This window comes from Salipaludibacillus neizhouensis (assembly GCF_002886185.1).
GTDB lineage: Bacteria > Bacillota > Bacilli > Bacillales > Salisediminibacteriaceae > Salipaludibacillus > Salipaludibacillus neizhouensis.
On record NZ_KZ614146.1, the window covers coordinates 1,504,514 to 1,524,567 of the forward strand.

General features: G+C 35.7%; 24 protein-coding genes. 22 read left to right on the forward strand and 2 right to left on the reverse strand.

Features of this window, described 5'->3' with window-relative positions; genetic code table 11:
- Positions 1-106: 106 nt before the first annotated feature.
- The 21 genes from CEF18_RS07195 (at position 107) to CEF18_RS07295 (ending at position 16,124) form a co-directional block, all read left to right on the forward strand.
- On the forward strand, positions 107-547 hold the full coding sequence (locus CEF18_RS07195; RefSeq protein ID WP_110935833.1) for a hypothetical protein: 441 nt from the start codon (positions 107-109) through the stop codon (positions 545-547).
- A 389-nt stretch (positions 548-936) separates the two neighbouring features.
- On the forward strand, positions 937-1,233 hold the full coding sequence (locus tag CEF18_RS07200) for a hypothetical protein (protein WP_110935834.1): 297 nt from the start codon (positions 937-939) through the stop codon (positions 1,231-1,233).
- Positions 1,234-1,551: 318 nt separating this feature from the next.
- Positions 1,552-2,325 carry an SDR family oxidoreductase gene (locus CEF18_RS07205; RefSeq protein WP_110935835.1) on the forward strand — a complete coding sequence of 258 codons (774 nt, stop codon included), beginning with the start codon at positions 1,552-1,554 and terminating at the stop codon, positions 2,323-2,325.
- Between the two features lie 190 nt (positions 2,326-2,515).
- Positions 2,516-3,538 (forward strand): serine hydrolase domain-containing protein, encoded by a 1,023-nt coding sequence (locus CEF18_RS07210; RefSeq protein ID WP_110935836.1) that lies wholly within the window; start codon positions 2,516-2,518, stop codon positions 3,536-3,538.
- 148 nt (positions 3,539-3,686) lie between these two features.
- A complete protein-coding gene (locus CEF18_RS07215; protein ID WP_110935837.1) occupies positions 3,687-4,259 on the forward strand; it encodes an MFS transporter in 573 nt (190 codons plus the stop codon).
- A gap of 75 nt (positions 4,260-4,334) precedes the next feature.
- Entirely contained in the window at positions 4,335-4,658 is a 324-nt protein-coding gene (locus CEF18_RS26970) for an NUDIX hydrolase (RefSeq protein WP_310793579.1), read from the forward strand.
- A 3-nt stretch (positions 4,659-4,661) separates the two neighbouring features.
- A complete protein-coding gene (locus CEF18_RS26975) occupies positions 4,662-4,961 on the forward strand; it encodes an NUDIX hydrolase (protein ID WP_317624099.1) in 300 nt (99 codons plus the stop codon).
- 466 nt (positions 4,962-5,427) lie between these two features.
- Complete coding sequence (locus CEF18_RS07230) at positions 5,428-5,892, forward strand: hypothetical protein (RefSeq protein ID WP_110935839.1); 465 nt, start codon at positions 5,428-5,430, stop codon at positions 5,890-5,892.
- 203 nt (positions 5,893-6,095) lie between these two features.
- Entirely contained in the window at positions 6,096-6,356 is a 261-nt protein-coding gene (locus CEF18_RS07235) for a DUF4937 domain-containing protein (RefSeq protein ID WP_110935840.1), read from the forward strand.
- A 32-nt stretch (positions 6,357-6,388) separates the two neighbouring features.
- Complete coding sequence (locus tag CEF18_RS07240; protein ID WP_110935841.1) at positions 6,389-6,688, forward strand: hypothetical protein; 300 nt, start codon at positions 6,389-6,391, stop codon at positions 6,686-6,688.
- 200 nt (positions 6,689-6,888) lie between these two features.
- Positions 6,889-7,317, forward strand: a complete 429-nt coding sequence (locus tag CEF18_RS07245; RefSeq protein WP_110935842.1) for a MarR family winged helix-turn-helix transcriptional regulator — start codon at positions 6,889-6,891, stop codon at positions 7,315-7,317.
- 159 nt (positions 7,318-7,476) lie between these two features.
- Complete coding sequence (locus CEF18_RS07250; RefSeq protein ID WP_223292265.1) at positions 7,477-8,358, forward strand: NAD(P)H-binding protein; 882 nt, start codon at positions 7,477-7,479, stop codon at positions 8,356-8,358.
- Positions 8,351-8,836 carry an anthrone oxygenase family protein gene (locus tag CEF18_RS07255; RefSeq protein WP_190238680.1) on the forward strand — a complete coding sequence of 162 codons (486 nt, stop codon included), beginning with the start codon at positions 8,351-8,353 and terminating at the stop codon, positions 8,834-8,836. Before CEF18_RS07250 ends, CEF18_RS07255 begins: the two co-directional genes overlap by 8 nt.
- Positions 8,837-9,365: 529 nt before the next feature.
- The gene (locus CEF18_RS07260; RefSeq protein ID WP_110935844.1) at positions 9,366-9,728 is read left to right on the forward strand and encodes a VOC family protein; all 363 of its coding nucleotides are present in this window, start codon (positions 9,366-9,368) and stop codon (positions 9,726-9,728) included.
- 72 nt (positions 9,729-9,800) lie between these two features.
- Positions 9,801-9,947: a hypothetical protein gene (locus CEF18_RS25800; RefSeq protein WP_183041115.1), complete on the forward strand. Its 147-nt coding sequence runs from the start codon at positions 9,801-9,803 to the stop codon at positions 9,945-9,947.
- Between the two features lie 155 nt (positions 9,948-10,102).
- Positions 10,103-10,783, forward strand: a complete 681-nt coding sequence (locus tag CEF18_RS07265; protein WP_110935845.1) for a class I SAM-dependent methyltransferase — start codon at positions 10,103-10,105, stop codon at positions 10,781-10,783.
- A 62-nt stretch (positions 10,784-10,845) separates the two neighbouring features.
- A complete protein-coding gene (locus CEF18_RS07270) occupies positions 10,846-11,937 on the forward strand; it encodes a flavin monoamine oxidase family protein (RefSeq protein WP_110935846.1) in 1,092 nt (363 codons plus the stop codon).
- Positions 11,938-12,335: 398 nt separating this feature from the next.
- The gene (locus tag CEF18_RS07280) at positions 12,336-12,701 is read left to right on the forward strand and encodes a PH domain-containing protein (protein WP_110935848.1); all 366 of its coding nucleotides are present in this window, start codon (positions 12,336-12,338) and stop codon (positions 12,699-12,701) included.
- A gap of 372 nt (positions 12,702-13,073) precedes the next feature.
- Complete coding sequence (locus CEF18_RS07285; protein WP_110935849.1) at positions 13,074-13,511, forward strand: DUF6376 family protein; 438 nt, start codon at positions 13,074-13,076, stop codon at positions 13,509-13,511.
- Positions 13,512-14,259: 748 nt separating this feature from the next.
- Positions 14,260-15,255 carry an ATP-binding cassette domain-containing protein gene (locus CEF18_RS07290; RefSeq protein ID WP_110935850.1) on the forward strand — a complete coding sequence of 332 codons (996 nt, stop codon included), beginning with the start codon at positions 14,260-14,262 and terminating at the stop codon, positions 15,253-15,255.
- The gene (locus CEF18_RS07295) at positions 15,252-16,124 is read left to right on the forward strand and encodes an ABC transporter permease (protein ID WP_110935851.1); all 873 of its coding nucleotides are present in this window, start codon (positions 15,252-15,254) and stop codon (positions 16,122-16,124) included. The genes CEF18_RS07290 and CEF18_RS07295 overlap by 4 nt, the downstream gene beginning before the upstream one ends.
- A 183-nt stretch (positions 16,125-16,307) precedes the next feature.
- Here CEF18_RS07295 and CEF18_RS07300 read toward each other — a convergent pair whose 3' ends face one another.
- A complete protein-coding gene (locus CEF18_RS07300) occupies positions 16,308-16,439 on the reverse strand; it encodes a DUF4023 domain-containing protein (protein WP_110935852.1) in 132 nt (43 codons plus the stop codon).
- Positions 16,440-17,042: 603 nt separating this feature from the next.
- Here CEF18_RS07300 and CEF18_RS07305 point away from each other — a divergent pair.
- Positions 17,043-18,983, forward strand: coding sequence for a fructose-1,6-bisphosphatase (locus tag CEF18_RS07305; protein WP_110935853.1), 1,941 nt, complete (start codon positions 17,043-17,045; stop codon positions 18,981-18,983).
- A gap of 208 nt (positions 18,984-19,191) precedes the next feature.
- Here CEF18_RS07305 and CEF18_RS07310 read toward each other — a convergent pair whose 3' ends face one another.
- Complete coding sequence (locus tag CEF18_RS07310; protein WP_110935854.1) at positions 19,192-19,821, reverse strand: cell wall hydrolase; 630 nt, start codon at positions 19,819-19,821, stop codon at positions 19,192-19,194.
- Positions 19,822-20,054 lie beyond the last annotated feature (233 nt).

The window sequence follows — 20,054 nt, forward strand, 5'->3', positions numbered from 1 at the left end:
TTCAGGAATTAAATTTTTGTTCGCCCAATTGGTGGGGTTTCTTTGTTTTTATTTCGCTAATGGCCAGAAAAGTTAAAGTAGATAAAAAATTGAAAGTGAGGACAAAATGAATGAAATAGCATGGGACATACGTGAGGGCAAGCGTTTGAAAAAGATTCAATTAGTCCAAAGTAATCTCGTGACGCTCTTGTTATTCGTTCTATGTGCTTATTTTTTGAAGAACGGAATGGAGGCTTCCTTCCTTTTTGGAATATGTTGCGCGGTTTTCTGGCTCTATTTAGCAAGTATGGTGTACACCCTAAATACAGGACGAACAATCGGTACAAAGACTAGTAGGCGTGTGCAGGACTTTGATAAAGACCATTTTGGCGAGAAGCGCTGGAAGAGAAAGAAAATTATAGAGGTTGTATTCAGTAATGTTATAACTGTTGTTTTTACAGTGTTATTGGTTAATTTAGATTTTAATTTTGAAAGATTGGACTTTCAAGTCATTGCTATTCCATTTATCGGGGCTTGGATTGGCCATAATATAGGAGAGATTATGTGAGGCAGGGGACGGTTCTCTGCTTCACTTTTTGTTGTGCTTAACAAACAATTAATCGCGATTTTGACATCCTATAGAAACATATATGAATGAATGTTCTTTTATGGAAAGAGAAGTGCTACTATACATAGTTTTTCACTCACAAAATAGTATACCAATAAATGAAACACTGTTTGCCATTTCATACTTTGGGAATAAATATGTTCTTGTTTGATTGGTTTAAATATGATCACTCTTCTACGTTGGGCAATTTAATAGAATAAGGCTCCTAAACAAAAATGGATATTTATGTTAATATTGGCATAAGGTTATGAAAGTAATTAAACTTCAGCAACAGGAAACTTTAATACTTCCTTAATACAACCTTTCATGAATTTTAAGGAGGAAAAATAGTGAGAATAGTTTTAGAATCACTACGTTTTATAGGTATCTATTTTTTACTTCTGACGATATTAGGCGTAATTACTTATCTTATTTTATCAAGTTTCGGTTTAAATGCTGAAAAATATAGTTGGACGGCAATCGTTAGTGCATTTATCTTAATTTTCGTACTATACAAAAAGATGGGTTGGGGTGAGGGGTATAATAACCCCATTCTCTGCATTTCGCTTATGTTAATTATCATCTTTTCATTGTTAATTCCAGATACAAATTTGTTTATCAGTATGGTTTCCCGTTTAAGTTATTAACGTTATATATTGAAAATGGGAGCAGATTCGTTATTCCCAATCTATTTTCTGGAGGTATCACGGGTTGGAATGTGAGTATGGGTGTCTTTGGTAATTTTATAGTCTTCTATTTCACTTTACGCTTCATATTTAAAAACTTAGCAAATAAAAAAGAAGATCTTGTTAATAGGATGAGTTAATACATGTGATGCAGGGTCTTTTGTCTATTTTCCAAGTGTTTGTATACTTATAAGCTGTTATGTAAGCAAAATGGGTGCAATTAAATTTAGATTGTTAAGGTGATTAGTTTGAGTAGTAATTTCATTTGGAGGAATATTTATGAACCAATTAAAGGATAAAATTGCAATTGTTACGGGTGTAAGCCGTTTAAAAGGGATTGGAGCAGCTATTTGTAAGGAGTTAGCAGAAGCGGGTTATCACATCTTTTTTACTTATTGGATGGATTATGACAAAGAAATGCCTTGGAGCATTAATTTAGATGATCCATTGAAACTTAAAGAGGAATTGTTGGGAAAAGGTGTGAAAGTATCATGTATGGAACTGGATCTAACGCAACATAATGCACCGGAACAACTTATAAATAGAGTTTCTGAACAACTTGGTTCTCCTTATATTTTGATTAATAATGCCACACACTCAACTAACAACGATTTTTCTACTGTGACTGCCGAAATATTAGATAAACATTACATGGTAAATGTACGAGCGACGACACTGTTAAGTAGTTTATTTGCGCAAAGATTTAATAAGAAATCTGGTGGAAGAATCGTCAATATTACTTCGGGGCAGTTTCAAGGACCCATGCCTGGTGAATTAGCATATGCAACAACAAAGGGAGCTGTTGATGCTCTAACTATTACATTGTCGGCCGAACTTGCTCCGTTAGGCATCACAGTCAATGCCATAAATCCAGGTCCAACTGATACTGGTTGGATGACAGATGACATCAAAACGAAATTAAGACCATTGTTTCCGTTCGGTAGAATAGGCGATCCGAAAGATGCTGCAAAAACAATTAAATTCCTAGTGAGTGAAGATGCGGATTGGATTACAGGGCAAGTTATTCATTCAGAGGGTGGATTTAAAAGATAAACAATTCAAAAAGGCTCTTATCATAGAGCCTTTTTGGTGTATTATTAAGCATAAGTTTGTGAACTAAAGTACTAATTCAAGGATAGCTTTGCTTTAATACCGGTCTTTGATTGTAGTCAATGAAAATGAGTTAAGAATTGCGCTCTTTCTATGTGTATAGAGATAGAAAAATAGTGTTGGAGGGATAGAAATGAAAAGCAACATTTTAAATCGTATTACCAATATCCAAGAAAAAGTTGAATTTTCTGGAAGCACTCTCGTTAAGAAAAATAGCGATATTTTAGCAGAGACAAGCTACGGTTATGCTAACCGTTCGGAGCAAATTAAAAATAGTATGCATACAAGATATGGCATAGCTTCAGGTTGCAAACTTCTTACATCCATTGCAATCTGTCAACTTGTAGAGAATGGGAAACTTTCTTTTGATACAAAATTAGTAGATTGCCTCGATGTTCATTTCCCTCATTTTGATATGGGTATAACCATTCATCATCTATTAACACATACATCAGGGATACCAGATTATTTTGATGAAGAAGTGATGGATGATTTTGAGGAATTGTGGGTTAAGAATCCAATGTATCTTCTTAGAACCTTAGAAGACTTTTTACCCCTTTTCCAGAACCAGCCAATGAAATTAAAAGTTGAAGAGAGATTTCATTACAACAATGCTGGCTATATCTTACTTGGTTTAATTGTAGAGCAAGCAAGTAAACTTGCATTTTCCGAATATGTTAAAGAAAACATCTTTATAAAAGCGGATATGGATGACTCTGGCTATTTTGAATTTGATTCTCTCCCCAAGCATACAGCATTAGGTTATATTGAACGTCCAGATGGTAAGTGGAAAACAAATATTTACTCATTACCTGTAAAAGGTGGTGCAGATGGTGGAGCCTTTGTAACCGTCGACGATATGGCAAAATTGTGGGATTCGCTTTTAAACAACCAATTACTTAATGAAGAACATACTAAAAAGTTACTTACTCCTTATGTTCAAACGGATGACAAACATAGCTTTTACGGTTATGGAGTATGGATTGAGAAAAATGATGAAGAGATTTTAAAATTTCATATTATGGGTTATGACCCAGGTGTTAGTTTTCATGCTGCTTTTTATCCGAAAATTTCAATAATAACAGTAATATGTTCAAATAAATCCGAAGGTGCATTCGATATTATGAGAGAAATTGAAGAAGAAATTTCAATGTAATCTTCGGTTTGTGAAATAAAGCTATTAGATATTTGTGTTAATGTAAATGAATTCTAAATTAATGATCTAATCTTGTTAAGGAACTAAGCAAGGCCAGGATAGAAGATCTATGGATTACCTCGTACACTTGATACGAGGTGATTTACATATGTACTTAAAAGTTTTGAAAAACACGAATATCTTAAATTATTTACTTGGAGCAGGTGTTTCTAATACAGGCAACGTTATTGCTGGTCTTGGTTTCTTGTTTTTAGCTTATGAACTAACGGGATCGAGCCTTTATACGACTGGAGTAGTTATCTCACAAGCAGCCCCATATCTTTTATTCGGTCTAATTGGCGGAGTTATTGCAGACTGGACGGATAAAAAAACGTTACTTATATGGATTGAACTTATCCGAGTGCCAATTGTTTTATCTCTTGTATTATTTTATCGATTTGAGATATTAAATTACTGGCATCTTGTTTCAGTCAGTTTTATCATTCAGAGAATAGGCTGTTTTTATAATCCTGCTCATCGGGCAATATTACCTATGATTACAATAGAAGAGGAGAGAACGACTGCTAATAGTTTATTAGATACGGTAACAAGGGGGGGGACCAAAGTCCATAAAGAGGGCTACTGTGCAAACAAACCCTTTTGTTATCATTTTTCTATATTCGATCTTGAACATAGCAATCAAGATAGTTTTCCATTTTTGTGGATTGTAAAAGTTAGTTAGGATTTTGGAAAACAGAATAAGAAGAACTTGAATACCATCGATAGTATATAAGAAAAGATAGAAAGTGGGTGCTTTATGGGAGAACAAGAGAAATTAAAGATCTTTGATGATAATAGAAACCAAATAGGAATTGCTTCTCGGAGCGATGTGCATAGGGTTGGATATTGGCACGAAGTTTTTCATTGTTGGTTTGTCTGCAATATACAAGGAACAGATTATATCTATTTACAGCTTCGTAGTAATAAGAAAAAAGACTATCCTAACCTATTAGATATTACTGCTGCTGGACATTTATTAGCCGATGAAACAGTAAAAGATGGTGTAAGAGAAATAAAAGAAGAAATCGGAATAGATGTGGCTTTTGAGGAGTTGAAACAGTTAGGTGTAATCGATTACTGAGCTATGAAAGATAATTTCATCGATAAAGAAATAGCGAACGTTTTTTTGTATATGAATGAGAAGAACTTTGATGACTTTACTCTTCAAGAAGAAGAAGTTTCTGGAATAGTTAGAGCTAAATTTATTGATTTTGCTCAACTTTGGTTTGGCGAAAGAGATGAAATAGAAATCAATGGATTTGAAATTAATAATGATGGAAAAAAGCTTATTATTAATACAAATCTAAACAGAGATAAATTCGTACCACACGAAATTTCTTTTTATAGAGAAGTTATTCAAAAGATACAGGAGCAGATAAAATAGAACTTTAGTTGTGTAAAGTTGAATTAGAGAAAGACAAAACTGAGCCAGGAGTGCAAAGGTGAAGGGTGGGGTAATTTTGTTTGTCGGCCGTTCTTTATACATATTAGGTTTGCTATTTGTTTTCTTTAGCATAATCATATTGGTAATGTTGTTATTCTCAAATAATGGGAATCCGCTTATGCCTCTAGTTGCTTTACTTAATGGTTTTATGGCAATGGGAATTGGTGATATAGTAATAGACTTAAATCATAAAAAGAGCATAGAAAAGAAGAAGTAATTAAAGATTGCTCAACTAAAGTATCAAGAGTAGAAGAATAGGTTATTCAACGAAAGAGTGCATTTCTGAACTAGAGAATTGCGCTCTTTCTATAGTTATAAGGATATTTAATGAAAGGAGACTTTTAAACCGGGCTGGATATTTATGTAAATATTATTTTGAGGCTTTACGTAAAAAGGAGGTTGATTTATGTCTGAAATAACATTTTTAGCTTCATCTAAACCTTTTATAATACCTGATGAAATTCAAAAGTACAACAATCGTACTGTTTTTGAACGAGAAGTAGACATTATTAATTTATGGGTGAATGAAGTTGATACATTTGGATGGGGGGGATTTGTAGAGGGACTCTTTACTATGCCCTACATTTATGAAATCTCTGGTGCTGGTAATGAATTATTCTTATTGTATCTTGAAATGCATATGGAAATAGGGGATGTTTTAGAGCTATTACATTTTCCTAATCAACATGCCTTCGAGTATTATCAGAGAAGATTAATGGAAAACCCCGAACCGATTAATATTAATGGTGGAAAATTAACTTATCAAGATAAATATGGAACTTATCAGTTAAATCCAAAAAAATGGGTAGAAGAGTTGAGTCATAAAATTTATTTAACAGAATATGGAGTTACAACGATTGTTAAGTATTAATAGAGGCATTAAAAAAGGATTGGGAAACCGCAGTCCATATGAATTTCCATAAAGTATATTTAAAAATCAAAATTAGAGTTCAACAGAGCCATCAATCATAAATTAAAACCTTCATATAATAGAGCTATTACTCTTAAGGGTTAAAAAGATGCATTGTTTAATTAAAATTCTGTTGAAGAAATGGGTTTAGGAGGTCTTAGTCAATGATTATAAAGAGAATTTCTTGTAAGGTGAGAGAAGAAAACAAAGACGTATTTTATAAACATCAAAAACAATGGAAATCTCTTAGTGATGCAAAAGGTTTTTTAGGTCAAGTTGGTGGTTGGGATATAAAACAACCATTAACAGCATGTGTTTACTCTTGTTGGCGTAATTTAGAAGATTATCAACATTTTATGAAAGAGGAACATGACAAAATCTTTTTTAATTCGGGGCAGGAAAATACCTATGAATCATTTAAGTAAGTTTATTTCAAGAGAAACTAAAGGTTCCTGGGATGGGAGATAATATTGTTAATGTTTTAAGAAGATCTAAATATATACGAGTTGCATTAGGACAAGTTAAAGAGCACAAATTAAAGAAATTTATTGATATGCAAAAAAAAGTTTGGAATGTAGAAATGCAAAAATCTCAAGGGATGCTTGGGGGAACATTCACTTTCTCCAAAAAGAATAGCAATGACTTCCTCGTATTAACGGGGTGGGAGAGCGAAGATTCTCAAGAAGCATATGCGGAAGAAATTTTCCTTGAATTATTAAAAATTGCAAAACCTAAGAATGATATTTGGTACATTTAGGAGAACAATTTAAAGTTGAAGAAGGATGGCGTGTCTACCCAAAACATTTTTACAACAGATTGTGAAAAAAATTACGTTATCTCTAAAAGTTTTAATTTTTAGCAACTGTAAATTTTTCGAATATTTCGAATGACCCATTTACAAACTAATTTCAAAACGATATAATTGTTTGCACAAGCAACTATAAGGAGATATGATTTATGCTCGAAAAATATCTAACTGAGTGTCTATACTTTACAGCTAGCAGACTAGATCGAATAATTACCAAAATGGCCGAAGATGAATTTTCAAAGACAGGGTTGTCCCCTACAGCAGCCTATTTATTAATGGTTGTATATGAAGATGAAGGTCTATCTCAAAAAAAGATCGGAGAGACATTATACTTAAAACCATCAACCGTAACAAGAACAATTGACAACCTAGTTAGAAAAGAATTAATTAATAAGGAAATTAACGGCAGAACTACCTTAATATATTCAACAAATAAAGGCAAAGAATTAAGTACTTTAATTCATGAATGCTGGTTTAGCCTTAGAGACCATTATTCTTCTATTATCGGTAAAGAAGATGCGGATGAAATAACTAATAAAATAAGTAAAATTAATGATCAGTTAGATATAGTAGATTAAAAATATATCTTTTTAAAGGATATATTTTTTAATAAAATAGTTGCTTGTGCAAACAAACTATTTTGGTTGGCACAAATTCTTGTTAAGGAGGTGAAAAAAGAAAAGGTAACATATTCACTTTTATTATTTTAGCTAATTTAAATTAATGGAGGTTAGAAGATGAAGCGTAATGAAGAAAAATTATCAGAAGAATACATGGATAGTAATCCGGAAGATAAACCGGTTCTAGTTATTGGAGGAACAGGTAAAACTGGAAGACGTATTGTAAAACGGTTACGAGATCATCATATTCCCGTAAGAGTTGGATCACGAAAGGAAAATCCTTCTTTTAACTGGGAGGATAGAACAACATGGGAATCAGCTTTACGCGGAACAAAATCAGCATATATATCTTATTATCCTGATTTAGCGGTCGAAAATGCAGCTAAAGACATTGCGGATTTTTCTGCGATTGCAAGAAAAAATGGAGTTAATCGTCTCGTTTTATTATCAGGTCGAGGGGAAGAAGAAGCTCAAAACGCAGAAAATATGTTAATAAAGTCAGGTGTTGAATGGACGATCATTAGATGTAGCTGGTTTTGCCAAAATTTTAGTGAAGGCTTTTTATTGGATCAGATTAATCATGGGGAAGTCTCTCTCCCTATAGGAGATGTAAAAGAACCCTTTATTGATGCAGAAGATATTGCAGATGTTGCATTTGCAGCACTCACCGAGCAAGGGCATGAAGGCAAACTATATGAGATGACAGGTTCTTCTTCCATTTCTTTTGAAGAAGCTACAAATAAAATTGCAGGAGCAATTGGGAAGGATATTAAGTATAATCATATATCCATTGAAAAATTTGAGGAAATGTTAAAGAAAGATCAGACACCAAGAGTATATATAGATTTCCTTATCGAATTATTCACTCAAGTATTCGACGGTAGAAATACTAATTCGGAAGTTGGGGTACAGGAAGCACTCGGTCATAAACCGCGAAGTTTTGATGATTATGTCAGAGCTACAGCTGAGTCAGGAATTTGGACAATTCAAAATGCCTAATTCCATCATTTACACAGTAATTTTCTTTACATGTATTGGGACAGGAATATTGGCTGGCCTTTTCTTCTCCTTTTCCACATTTATTATGGAAGCATTGGGTGAAATATCTGCCAAAAGTGGAATGAATGCTATGAAAGCAATAAATAGAACAATCCTAAACCCATTGTTCGGGCTCATCTATTTTGGTACAGCTTTAATGACCCTATTTCTATTAGTCGCTACGCTATTCAACTCAGAATGGAATGGTAGAATTTATATTATATCCGGTAGCTTACTCTACTTGGTTGGAACATTCTTAGTAACTATTATTTTTAATGTTCCCTTAAATAATCTACTTGAAAGAGGGGATTCAACTGACTACTCTTCTCAACAAATGTGGAGAAGTTATATAAAAAAATGGACTGTATGGAATCATATCAGAACCGTAACAGCAGTTGGAACATTGGCATGTTTTGTTTTAGGATTTAAACTACTCTAAATAAAAATTCATAAACACTTAGGGGTGTATTTCTTATTTCAGAAATGTACCTTTTTTTAGTTTTTCGGTCTTTAGTGTTAAATTTCCTTTGATTTCTTTAGCAACTCGAGTTCTCTCTAGTATTATATTTTGCATTAATCATCCCTTCTAATTGTAGTGGAAGATTTAAAAATAATTTATTGTGGATCTCAGATTTACTAAGATCCTATCATTAAACTACCAATTGTCACTTATCTTTTAATAATGTTTTCTTGTAACAACCTATTGTAATTAAGATTGCAATAGTGTAACTTTTTAGACCTTCGAACTGGGAAATAGTGTTAAACTAAAGAAGAGACTAGTAGAGAGTGTTTTTTAATAAAAACTATCATTCATTCGTTTTTTTTTCGAATATTGATATCAGTATTTATTCATATGTTCATTGAAATAGCTAAAAAATTGTATCATTAAATTGGTTCACGATTTAAATTTTATAAAATTAATCGTTTCATTAAAGTATTTATAGACTTAATTAGGAGGACTAGAATTTATGATTATTGGTTTGCATCACGCACAAATTACTATTCCTAAAGGTGAAGAAGAGGAAGCTAAAAACTTTTATTGTAAAGTATTAGGACTAAAAAAAGTTGAAAAGCCTGATTCTCTAAAAGGTCGTGGAGGTTTTTGGTTACAAGTAGGTGAGACACAGGTACATGTAGGAACAGAAGAAGGATTTGACCGACTAACAACGAAAGCCCATTTGGCATATCAAGTAGAAGATGTTTCTTATTGGAGAGAGACATTGGAGGAAAATGGCATTAAGGTTTTAGATTCGGTTCCTATTCCTAACTTTGAAAGGTTTGAATTTAGAGACCCATTTGGAAATAGAGTAGAGATTATTAAAGAAATTTGAATGGACTAAATATGTACATATATAAGAAAAACATTTTTATATTAGCAAGTTGTGTTGCAGGAGGGACTTTCAGTGTGGAGATTTGTTGATGATTTAGCTGGAGCTCTGTACGATATTTTTAAATTTATTCTATGGTCAATTAGCTATTTACTTGCAGGGATGATAATCGTTGCAGTTCCAATGTATCTGATTGTTTTGGTAGTCGGTTACTTTCAGTAATTTAACACAAAAAAGCGATTTCTCAACAAAGGGTAATCGCTTTTTATGAAGAACGACTTAATTTACGAGTAGATTAGTGAAAACCATTTTCCATTTAAATTATGAAGCAGAGAACCGTCCCCTGCATTATAGATCTAGAAGAAGGATGTGAGAGAATGAGCTCTTTTGATTGGCATAAAGAAGCAAAAAATCTTTGGGATGAGAAGGCTGACTTTTGGAATCAAAGCAGCGAAGGAATGTGGGAAAATGGCAGCCGCAAGTCCATTGTTCCCTTTGTACAAAAGCACTTCCCTAAAGGCAGTTTTATAGCAGATTTAGGTTGTGGGGATGGATATGGCTCTTATAAGTTGGAACAGGCCGGATTTCAAGTGACGGGCATAGACTTATCGGAAGAAATGATTGAAGCTGCAAAAAGAGAAGAGAGAAATAAGCGAGTGAATTTTGTACAAGGTGACCTAACAACATTGCCGTTTGAAGATGAAACGTTCTCAGGGTTAATGGCCATTAACTCGATCGAGTGGACAGAACATCCTTTAAAAGCATTAGCTGAGATGCACCGAATAGTAAAAAAAGATCATTTATTGTGCTTAGGGATACTCGGACCAACAGCAGCACCACGAGCGAATAGCTATAACCGTCTTTACGGGGAATCAGTCATATGCAATACGATGATGCCGTGGGAATTCGAACAATTAGCACAAGAAAACGGCTGGGAAATCATTGGTGGGGAAGGTGTCTTTAAACAAGGAGTCGACGAAAAAATGGTCTCCCACTTACCAAAAGAATTGAAACAATCACTCACATTTATGTGGTTGGTCATGTTAAAGAAATTATGATTAAATGATAGCTTCATGAATAAAACCAGTGACTACAACACACAGCGATTGGAGGAATGAATATGAGTGATCCTATTATCATTGTTGGGGCAGGTTTAAGCGGGATTCGTGTGGCTTCTTTGCTTACTTCAAAGGGTATCGAGTGTTGCGTACTAGAAGCGAGAGGGCGAATTGGAGGCAGAGTTTTAAGTGAATCTTCCGTGGACAGGCCTGAACTTGGTAAGTTTGACCTGGGACCAACATGGTTTTGGCCACAGCAGGAGCCCATTATTTCTAGTCTAGTAAATGAACTCGGTTTACAGACATTCGTACAGCATACCGATGGAGATATCCTTCTCGAGCGATCTCAAAGTCAACCTCTAGAGCGACATAAGCTACCAGAAGGGGCTACCCTAAGTTCGGTTCGGCTCAGTGGTGGAGTTCAGTCCCTTATTGATGCCGTAGCGGCAACTCTTCCCCGGGGGACGGTTGAATTAGGAACGAGTGTGACAACAATAAGTATGGATGAAGCAGGAAAGGTAACTCTTGAAGCAGACCTCGCTGATGGAAAGAAGAAAAGTATACGTGCAAGAGCTGTGATCTTAGCATTACCGCCCCGAATTGTGGCGAGTCGCATAGCCTTCTCCCCACCTCTCTCAACCCAGCTTATGACGAGTTTGCAAGACAAGCCCACGTGGATGGCGGGACAGGCCAAGGTGATTGCGATATATAATCGTCCTTTTTGGCGAGAAGACGGACTATCCGGCCAGGTTATGAGTTGGGCAGGTCCCTTGCAAGAAATTCATGATGCATCACCGGATTCAGGATCCGGGGCACTTTTTGGTTTCTTTGGAATATCCGCAAAGATGCGCCAAGAGCTTGGTAAAGAAAGAGTTCTCAAACTAGTTGTCACCCAGTTGACACGACTCTTTGGGCAGTTAGCTGAAAAACCGATTTCTCTGTTATACAAGGATTGGTCTATTGACACTGAAACGGCGGTTGACGAAGACTCCATACCGATTAGCGATTTTCCCAACTATGGTCAACCGGCAAATTTTAGTTCGGGGAAAAAGAAAATCATTTTTGCCGGGACGGAAACCTCTTCAGAACACGGGGGACATCTTGAAGGAGCACTTCGATCAGCTGAACGTGCAGTTGCCGAACTGATGGAGTGAAGCAGGGGACGGTTCTCTGCTTCACTTACAGGTCAGAATTTGTATAATTCTTGATTTTTAGAGGTTGTTATATGCTTTCGAACAGAGGCGGTGAATCCGTTCCAGGCGGCTGCTTTTCGAAGGAGTCACCGCCTTCGCTTGTTCGAGTTATTGGTTCAGAAAGTCAATTAGACAACCTTTTTACATGGTTGGTTTTTATTTGCTTTTTCAGTGCCCGATGCAATGATATTAAAACGAACTTTCGGAGTGATAATAATCACGAATAAAAATCAAATATACGAGGAATTAGTTAATTACATGAATGAAGGGATATATTTATATTTATCCCATTTTATAGTCCTTCGATGATATAATTGTACCGGGTATTAAGAATTGAAACTGGAGAGGATGAAACGTAAATGGCGGAAATAAATTCTATTATGTCTTGGACGTTTAGTGGAGAAACATCGATTCCAAAAGAAATTAATGAAGTGTTAGTAGAAGGCGAAGTCCCAGAAATAGCTTATAAAACGGTTCGAGATGTTGCGGTAGTGACTAATAAAAGGTTTATTATTGCTGACAAACAAGGGCTTACTGGGAAAAAAGTTGAGGTTTATACCATTCCATTTAAATCAATCATTATGTACTCTAGTGAAAATGCGGGAACACTGGATTTTAATTCGGAGCTTGAGCTTTGGACAAAGGCTGGCACTTTCAAACTGAACCTAAGTAAAAAGGTTGATATAAGAAAACTAGATCGATTAATAGGAAAGTATGTTTTATAAATTGAAGGTTTTCTTTTAAAGCAATGGAAAGTTTGATAATAGTACATATTATAAGGGTCCGTTCTCTCCTCTGTGAGAGAATGGATCCTTTTTTGAAAGACCTGGCGACTTTCACTGCCTGCTGAAGTTGCGTATTTTACCGGAAAGCGAGAAGGTCAAGAATTGCTCAGTGTGGTTAAATGGCTTAATTTCTTCAGTTTAAACGGTAGGGAGCAGACTTCTCTACTTCTTTTTATCGTTGTAAAAATTGGAAGCAGAGAACCGTCCCTTTGTTAGTCAGCGTGATGCTTAAAATTATTGACTGTTTTCTGAAAATAGCTTATATTTAAGATTGAAATGTATATTCGTATACGATTTCAAAGGAGAAATAGGATGAAAAAAATTATGTTTATACTATTCACTTTTTCTATTGTTATCCTTAGTGGATGCTCGGTTCTTGAAGAAGTAAATAGCTCACTGAATTATGCAACTGAATCAACAGATTATATTAATGACCTACAAACATTTGGAGAGGAAGCATCTTCACTTGTCCAAGACGCTGCCACAGATCCTGATAAAAAAACTGAATTAGAGGGAAAAATAACAGACCTTGAGGCAAGAATCAAGGAATTTAATGAAATGAAAGCACCGTCTATTGCTACTGATCTTCATGAAACGGTTGTTGAAAAAAATGATCAAATCCTTGAGGGGATTAATACAGCAAAGGAAAACGGCGAACTGTCAGTTGAAAAACTAAAGGATACAGAAATTTTTAAAACAATAAATGAAATGACTGACCTAATAGATCAAATAAAGCAGCTTGAATTGTGAAGCAGGGGACGGTTCTCTGCTTCTTTTTTTGTGCTTAATGAAACAAATTTAATTTTCTTAAATTTCATGTTTCGCAGCTTTTGTACCCACATACAGGTCGATACTAAATTCAAAACTTATGTTTATTTCATTGATTTCTTAGTAATTTCTTCTAACTTTTAACTATCACACAGAAATTTTTCACAGTATTCTCCATTAACATTTTACGAGATTAGTAATATTTTTTAGCGTCTTTTTTCGTGTAGAAAAATTTGCTTTCATTACTTTGGACTGTGTTTTGTAAAATAATTTCCACATCAAATAAAATTGGTTTATAGGATAATCTTCGATAACTTATCAGTTATTAATTCTTTTAATAATAAAAAGTAATTTGAAATTTATGGCAGATAGATATTGTGGATGTTAAAAATTCAGTTTATAATAATAAATAGGAACATACGTTTGAATGAAGGAGAGATACCAATACTGTTGATTATAATTAACCAATATAATCATACTTAGTTGGTTTCTTTAATTTCTTTAACTCATTTCCTCCTTTAGATGGAGAGTAAATCATCCTCTAGTATGTTAATGAGATGTTGATAAGTTGATATAGTCTATTTATAGAATTTTAAAAGGTGGCATGAAGTAATGAGCGAACACATAGAATTCCCTCTATACAGAGGAGATTGTTTGTTCAGAATAAAATTACTTAAAAAGAACTATCAGGTCACCCAATACTTCTACAATTGTTGAAAGGATGAAAACAATGAATAATACAAAAAAATACGAAAACAATACGGAATTGGCCATTCAAGCTACTGGTCTCGTTAAGAAATTTGGTGACAATTTTGCAGTTGATGGTGTTGATTTAGAAGTACGGAAAGGAACAGTCTATGGTTTCCTCGGACCAAATGGTGCAGGTAAGACCACGACTATCCGCATGCTGGCAACTTTGCTGCAAGTCGATGGCGGATATGCCAAAATTTTCGGTCATGACCTCGTTGAAGAGGCAGACAAGGTACGCAGCAAAATCAGTTTAACCGGGCAATTTGCCTCGGTCGATGAAGATCTCTCTGGGATAGAGAATCTCATATTAATTGGTCGTCTTATGGGCTATTCCAGACGAAAGGCTAGAGAAAGAGGGAGTGAACTCCTTCAAGCATTTAGCTTAGGAGATGTAGCAAAAACTCAAGTTAAAAAATATTCTGGTGGCATGAGGCGTAGAATAGATATCGCAGCTAGTATCGTGGTCACACCGGATATTTTATTTTTAGATGAGCCAACGACAGGATTGGACCCGCGCAGCCGCAATCAAGTATGGGATATAATAAGAGCACTTGTGAGAAATGGAACGACTGTATTATTAACTACTCAGTATCTGGATGAAGCAGATCAACTAGCGGATCGAATTGCTGTTATTGATAAAGGAAGAATAATTGCTGAAGGTACAAGTGGTGAGCTTAAGGCATCTGTTGGCTCAGGTACGCTTCATGTTCGGTTGCTCGATGCAGATTCCAGACCTCAGGCTCAGAAACTATTGGCTGAGATATTGGAGACGCCGATCGAGCTATTATCAGACCCTACGGCACTTTCAGCTCTTGTTTCAGATAATGAGCGCGTAGCGAAGGCGCTTGGAGAGTTAGCCAGCGCCGGTATTAAGGTGACTGATTTTTCGCTTGGTCAGCCTAGTTTGGATCAGGTCTTTCTTACCTTGACTGGGCAATCAGACACAGAAGACAAGACTGAGGAGGCTAACTCATGACAAATTTTTCATCGCATTCAGATAATAATAACGATACTGAAAAAAGTGGTAACGATAATGGTTTAGATGAAGCACTAAACAAAGCGATTGCAAATCGCATGCGTCCTTCTAAACCTAATGGGATAAAGACATCACTTACCTTTGCATGGCGGGCGTTACTTAAAATCAAATACGTCCCTGAACAGCTTATGGATGCGACTGTCTTTCCGATCATGTTTCTACTAATGTTTACGTACCTATTTGGAGGGGCCATCGCTGGATCTACTGCTGATTACCTTCAATTTCTCCTACCTGGTATTCTCGTTCAGACGATCGTGACGATTACGATGTACACGGGGATCGAGTTGAACAATGACATTACAAAGGGGATTTTCGATCGTTTTCGGACTTTGCCTATATGGCGTCCGTCTGTCCTCGTTGGTGCCTTACTAGTTGATACTGTGCGTTATTCATTAGCAGCTTTTATTATGATAGGGTTAGGTTTAGTACTAGGTTTCAGACCTGACGGAGGTCTGCTTGGAGTTTTATTAGCTATGGTATTGCTACTTATTTTTGCGTTCAGTTTATCCTGGATATGGACGACACTTGGCTTAATCATGAGAACGGAAAAGTCGCTTATGGGTGTCAGCATGATGGTAATGTTTCCCTTGACCTTTATTAGTAATGTATTCGTTGATCCGGAGACCTTGCCGACGTGGCTGCAAGGATTTGTTGAAGTGAATCCCATTTCACTTGTTGTGACTGGTGTGCGAGGGTCGATGCACGGCATTGTAACCCTAGAAGAGATCGTTTGGGTGCTGTTGTCGTCTGCAATAATTTTGGGGATTTTTGCACCGCTTACGATGTATTTATACCGTAATAAGAAATAAGGATGCGGTTCTGGATTGAAGTAGGCATGGCATATGCACGAAACCAAGAAAGCTGATCTGAAACGCGAATTTTAACGTGGAGACAAAAAGTAGAATTACTAACTGGTAGCTGTTCTCTGCCTTATTTTGTGGAGTGAGACAGAGAACAGTTCCTCAATAATTGCTGGATGTATCTAAAGAGAATCACTTATTCGTGCTGTGCTGCTTGCTAGGTAATTTACGATTTGCGTGTGCTTTCCCTTGACGCTTTTCATTCTGCTTCGCTTTTTCCTGCTTTTCATGTAATTTTTCTACGAACTCATGTGTATCATCCATAAGAAACCCTCCTTATCAGAACTCGTTGTTCACATCTTCTCCGGTTCAAGCAAATGATCAAATGCCTCACCACTCCAAGAGCCACTTTTTTTGATATTATAAACGTTATTATGTGGATTATAGAAGCTATTATACGAAATGACACCTTTTCTTTTTTTACATTCCTCAAGGTTGAATAACCAAAAGGCATTTAAATTTGGTCTATAGAAGTCAGTATTAACAGATCAAATTATGCAAGAAAAATTTTATATTATAATGTAGCTGGACTTGTTCAGGAAGCTAACTAGTATATAGGGTAATGTGTCGGTACCGGTTAACTGGGCACAGTGTCCTAACACTATTTAATTAGTTTTGGGAGCTGGCAGGGATTTGTCATCGTGGTATAGAAATCAAGAAGTAGGGATCAGATTTCCTACCTTTTTTAGCATCATAACTAAATAACGAGGTTAGTAAAATTACACATGCATTTTCTGAGCTACCATAGAAAGAATTTTAATTGACAGATATTGTTTAGGATGGACAAAAGTTAGTACATATTCTTGTATAGGTTAAATCTATATTTTACATTCGCAGGATAGATTTTAAAGGATGGGGGTTCAAGAAATGGATACTAGCTACTTAGATTTACTTGCAAAAATATATGATAAAGAGAGTAAAGTTGTTACCGAAATGATTAATCTTGAGGCCATTCTGAATTTACCAAAAGGAACGGAACATTTTGTCAGCGATCTTCACGGAGAATTCCACGCATTCCAGCATGTGCTAAGAAATGGATCGGGAAATGTTAAGACGAAGATTAATGATCTGCTTAAAGATGAACTTTCTGATGATGAAATAAATGAATTTGCTACACTAGTTTATTATCCAGAAGAGAAATTGAAGCTTATAAAAAACGAAATGGAAAATAGTCAATCGCTCAATCAGTGGTACAATAAAACCATTGAACGTATGATAAATTTGGTCCTTTTTGCCTCATCAAAGTACACTCGAACAAAGGTGAGAAAAGCTTTGCCGAAGCAATTTGATTATATTATTGAAGAGCTGTTGTATAAAACGGATGAATTATCGAACAAGAAAAATTATTATCATAAAATTGTGGAGCGAATCATTTCACTAAGGCAAGTAGACAAGTTTATTGCTGGCCTGGCTTATACAATTCAGAGGTTAGTTGTCGATCATCTTCATGTTGTAGGGGATATCTATGACCGCGGGCCTCAACCAGATAAGATTATGGACACACTTATCAATTATCATTCCGTTGATATTCAATGGGGTAACCACGATGTCCTATGGATTGGGGCTTATTCTGGATCAAAGGTATGTTTGGCTAATTTAATTCGAATTTGTGCTAGATACGATAATCTTGACATTATTGAAGATGTCTATGGAATTAATCTCAGACCTCTTCTGAATCTAGCCGAAAAATACTATGATGATAACCAAGCTTTCCGACCGAAAAACAATGCATCAGAAGAAAATATATTTGAAAATGAACAATTGCAAAAAACAAAAATTCACCAAGCAATTACAATGATTCAATTCAAACTAGAAATGCCAATCATTAAGAGAAGACCAGATTTCAATATGTCTCGTCGGCTTGTACTTGAGAACATTGATTATGAACAAAAAATTATCACGCTTTATGGGGAAGAATACTCATTAGAAAATGATTGTTTTGCAACGGTGAATCCAGATCAGCCTGATCAGCTGTTAGAGGAAGAAGAACAAGTCATGAATAAACTGCTGTTTGCTTTCCAGCACTCGGAAAAATTGGCTAGACATATGAAATTTTTCATGAAGAAAGGCAGTCTTTATTTAAAGTACAATGGGAACTTACTCATTCATGGATGCATACCGTTAAATGAAGATGGTACCATGAAGGAAATGGTAATTAAAGATAAGTCGCATTCTGGAAGAGAGTTACTCGATATTTTTGAGTCATATTTACGCTACAGTTTTGCGCATCCTGAACGAACGGATGATCTTGCAACAGACATGGTGTGGTATTTGTGGACTGGTGAAAACTCATCTCTTTTCGGTAAAAAAGAAATGACAACCTTTGAAAGATATTTTATTAAAGATAAGGTAGCTCATGTAGAAGAAAAGAACCATTATTACTATCTTCGTGCAGATGAGGAGGTTTGTCGAGAAATTTTAAAGGAATTTGATCTCGATCCAGATCAGGGGCGTATTATTAATGGGCACACACCTGTCCTAGAAATAAGTGGTGAAAACCCTATAAAAGCAAATGGAAAAATGATTGTCATTGATGGTGGTTTTTCAAAGGCTTACCAATCTAAAACTGGAATTGCGGGGTACACCCTTTTATATAACTCATTCGGTATGCAGCTTGTTGCCCATAATAAATTCACTTCAAAAGAAGATGTTCTTAAGAATGGGACAGATGTTTTATCGGTTAAACGATTAGTCGATAGAGAAGTGGAAAGAAAGAAAGTGATGGAAACCAATAATGGCGAGAAAATATTACAACAGATATCTGACTTAAAACATTTGATGGAATACCGTTACCGGATTGACCAGTGAAGCAGGGGACGGTTCTCTGCTTCATTTTAATAGCTGTTGCAATAACTTTAATATTTTTTGAATTTCTACTTATCGGACTAAGTGATGCTATGTAATTGATTCCACGTATCACTAAATAACAAGCCCTACGCAGAAAATATTTAAAGAGTCAGTTCCGAAATGAGATTATATGAAAAGACGTCTCCCTGAAGTGGAGACGTCTTATGCCTTATTCTAAAAATTCGTGGTCGTCAATTGTCGTAACAACTGTCATTTTTTCTAACCAACGTGAAGTAGCAGTGGTTGAATTCCAGAAGTACAACGCTCCATCCACAAGGTTAGTTCCTTCCAACGCTTCTTGCACGGCAGCTATGGTATCTGCGTCTGGACTGTTTTTAATAGTCCCTGTTGCGTAAGGTTCAAACTGTCGTTTTTGCGTAATCACTTCATAGACATTGTCAGGAAACTCGTTACTATCTACACGGTTCAACACTACTTCTGCTACTGCAACCTTGCCTTCGTATACCTGACCACGTGCTTCTGCATGTACAAGGTGTTCTAGTAGATGACGGTCATCGGTGCTTAAGGTTGCCCTTTGTGTTTCTACTCTGTCAATGCTTACTGATTCCCATATTTGGTTACTAGGCGTATCCGTATGCAATGAACCAGATACAATGAATGGGTTAAATTTGTCTAGGTTGTCCAATTCAACGCTGTGACGCTTTTTAATATAGTTGATCGTATCCCCTTCGATTGCTTGGGACGAATTTTCGTCTTGATAATTGAAACTAGCCATTGTTGAGGTTGCTGCAGTAAATGCTAGGATGCCCGCTAGTAATAATCCTATTAATTTTTTCATATCTCAAATATCCCTTTCTATTAACCTATTAGCCTGTGAATAGCTGTGTCCATGCGTTATCATCGTACCTTACGTCAATAGCCGTAAAGTCATCGTTTACAATGTTCTTCCTTTGCCCCTGCGAATTTATCTCAGCTTTCACAATTGGCTATTGGAGATTTATTTTCTTGAACTCTACAGTAACGCACGAAACACGTAAGGGTAACCCCTCAAATTATTCCACCTTATCTAGA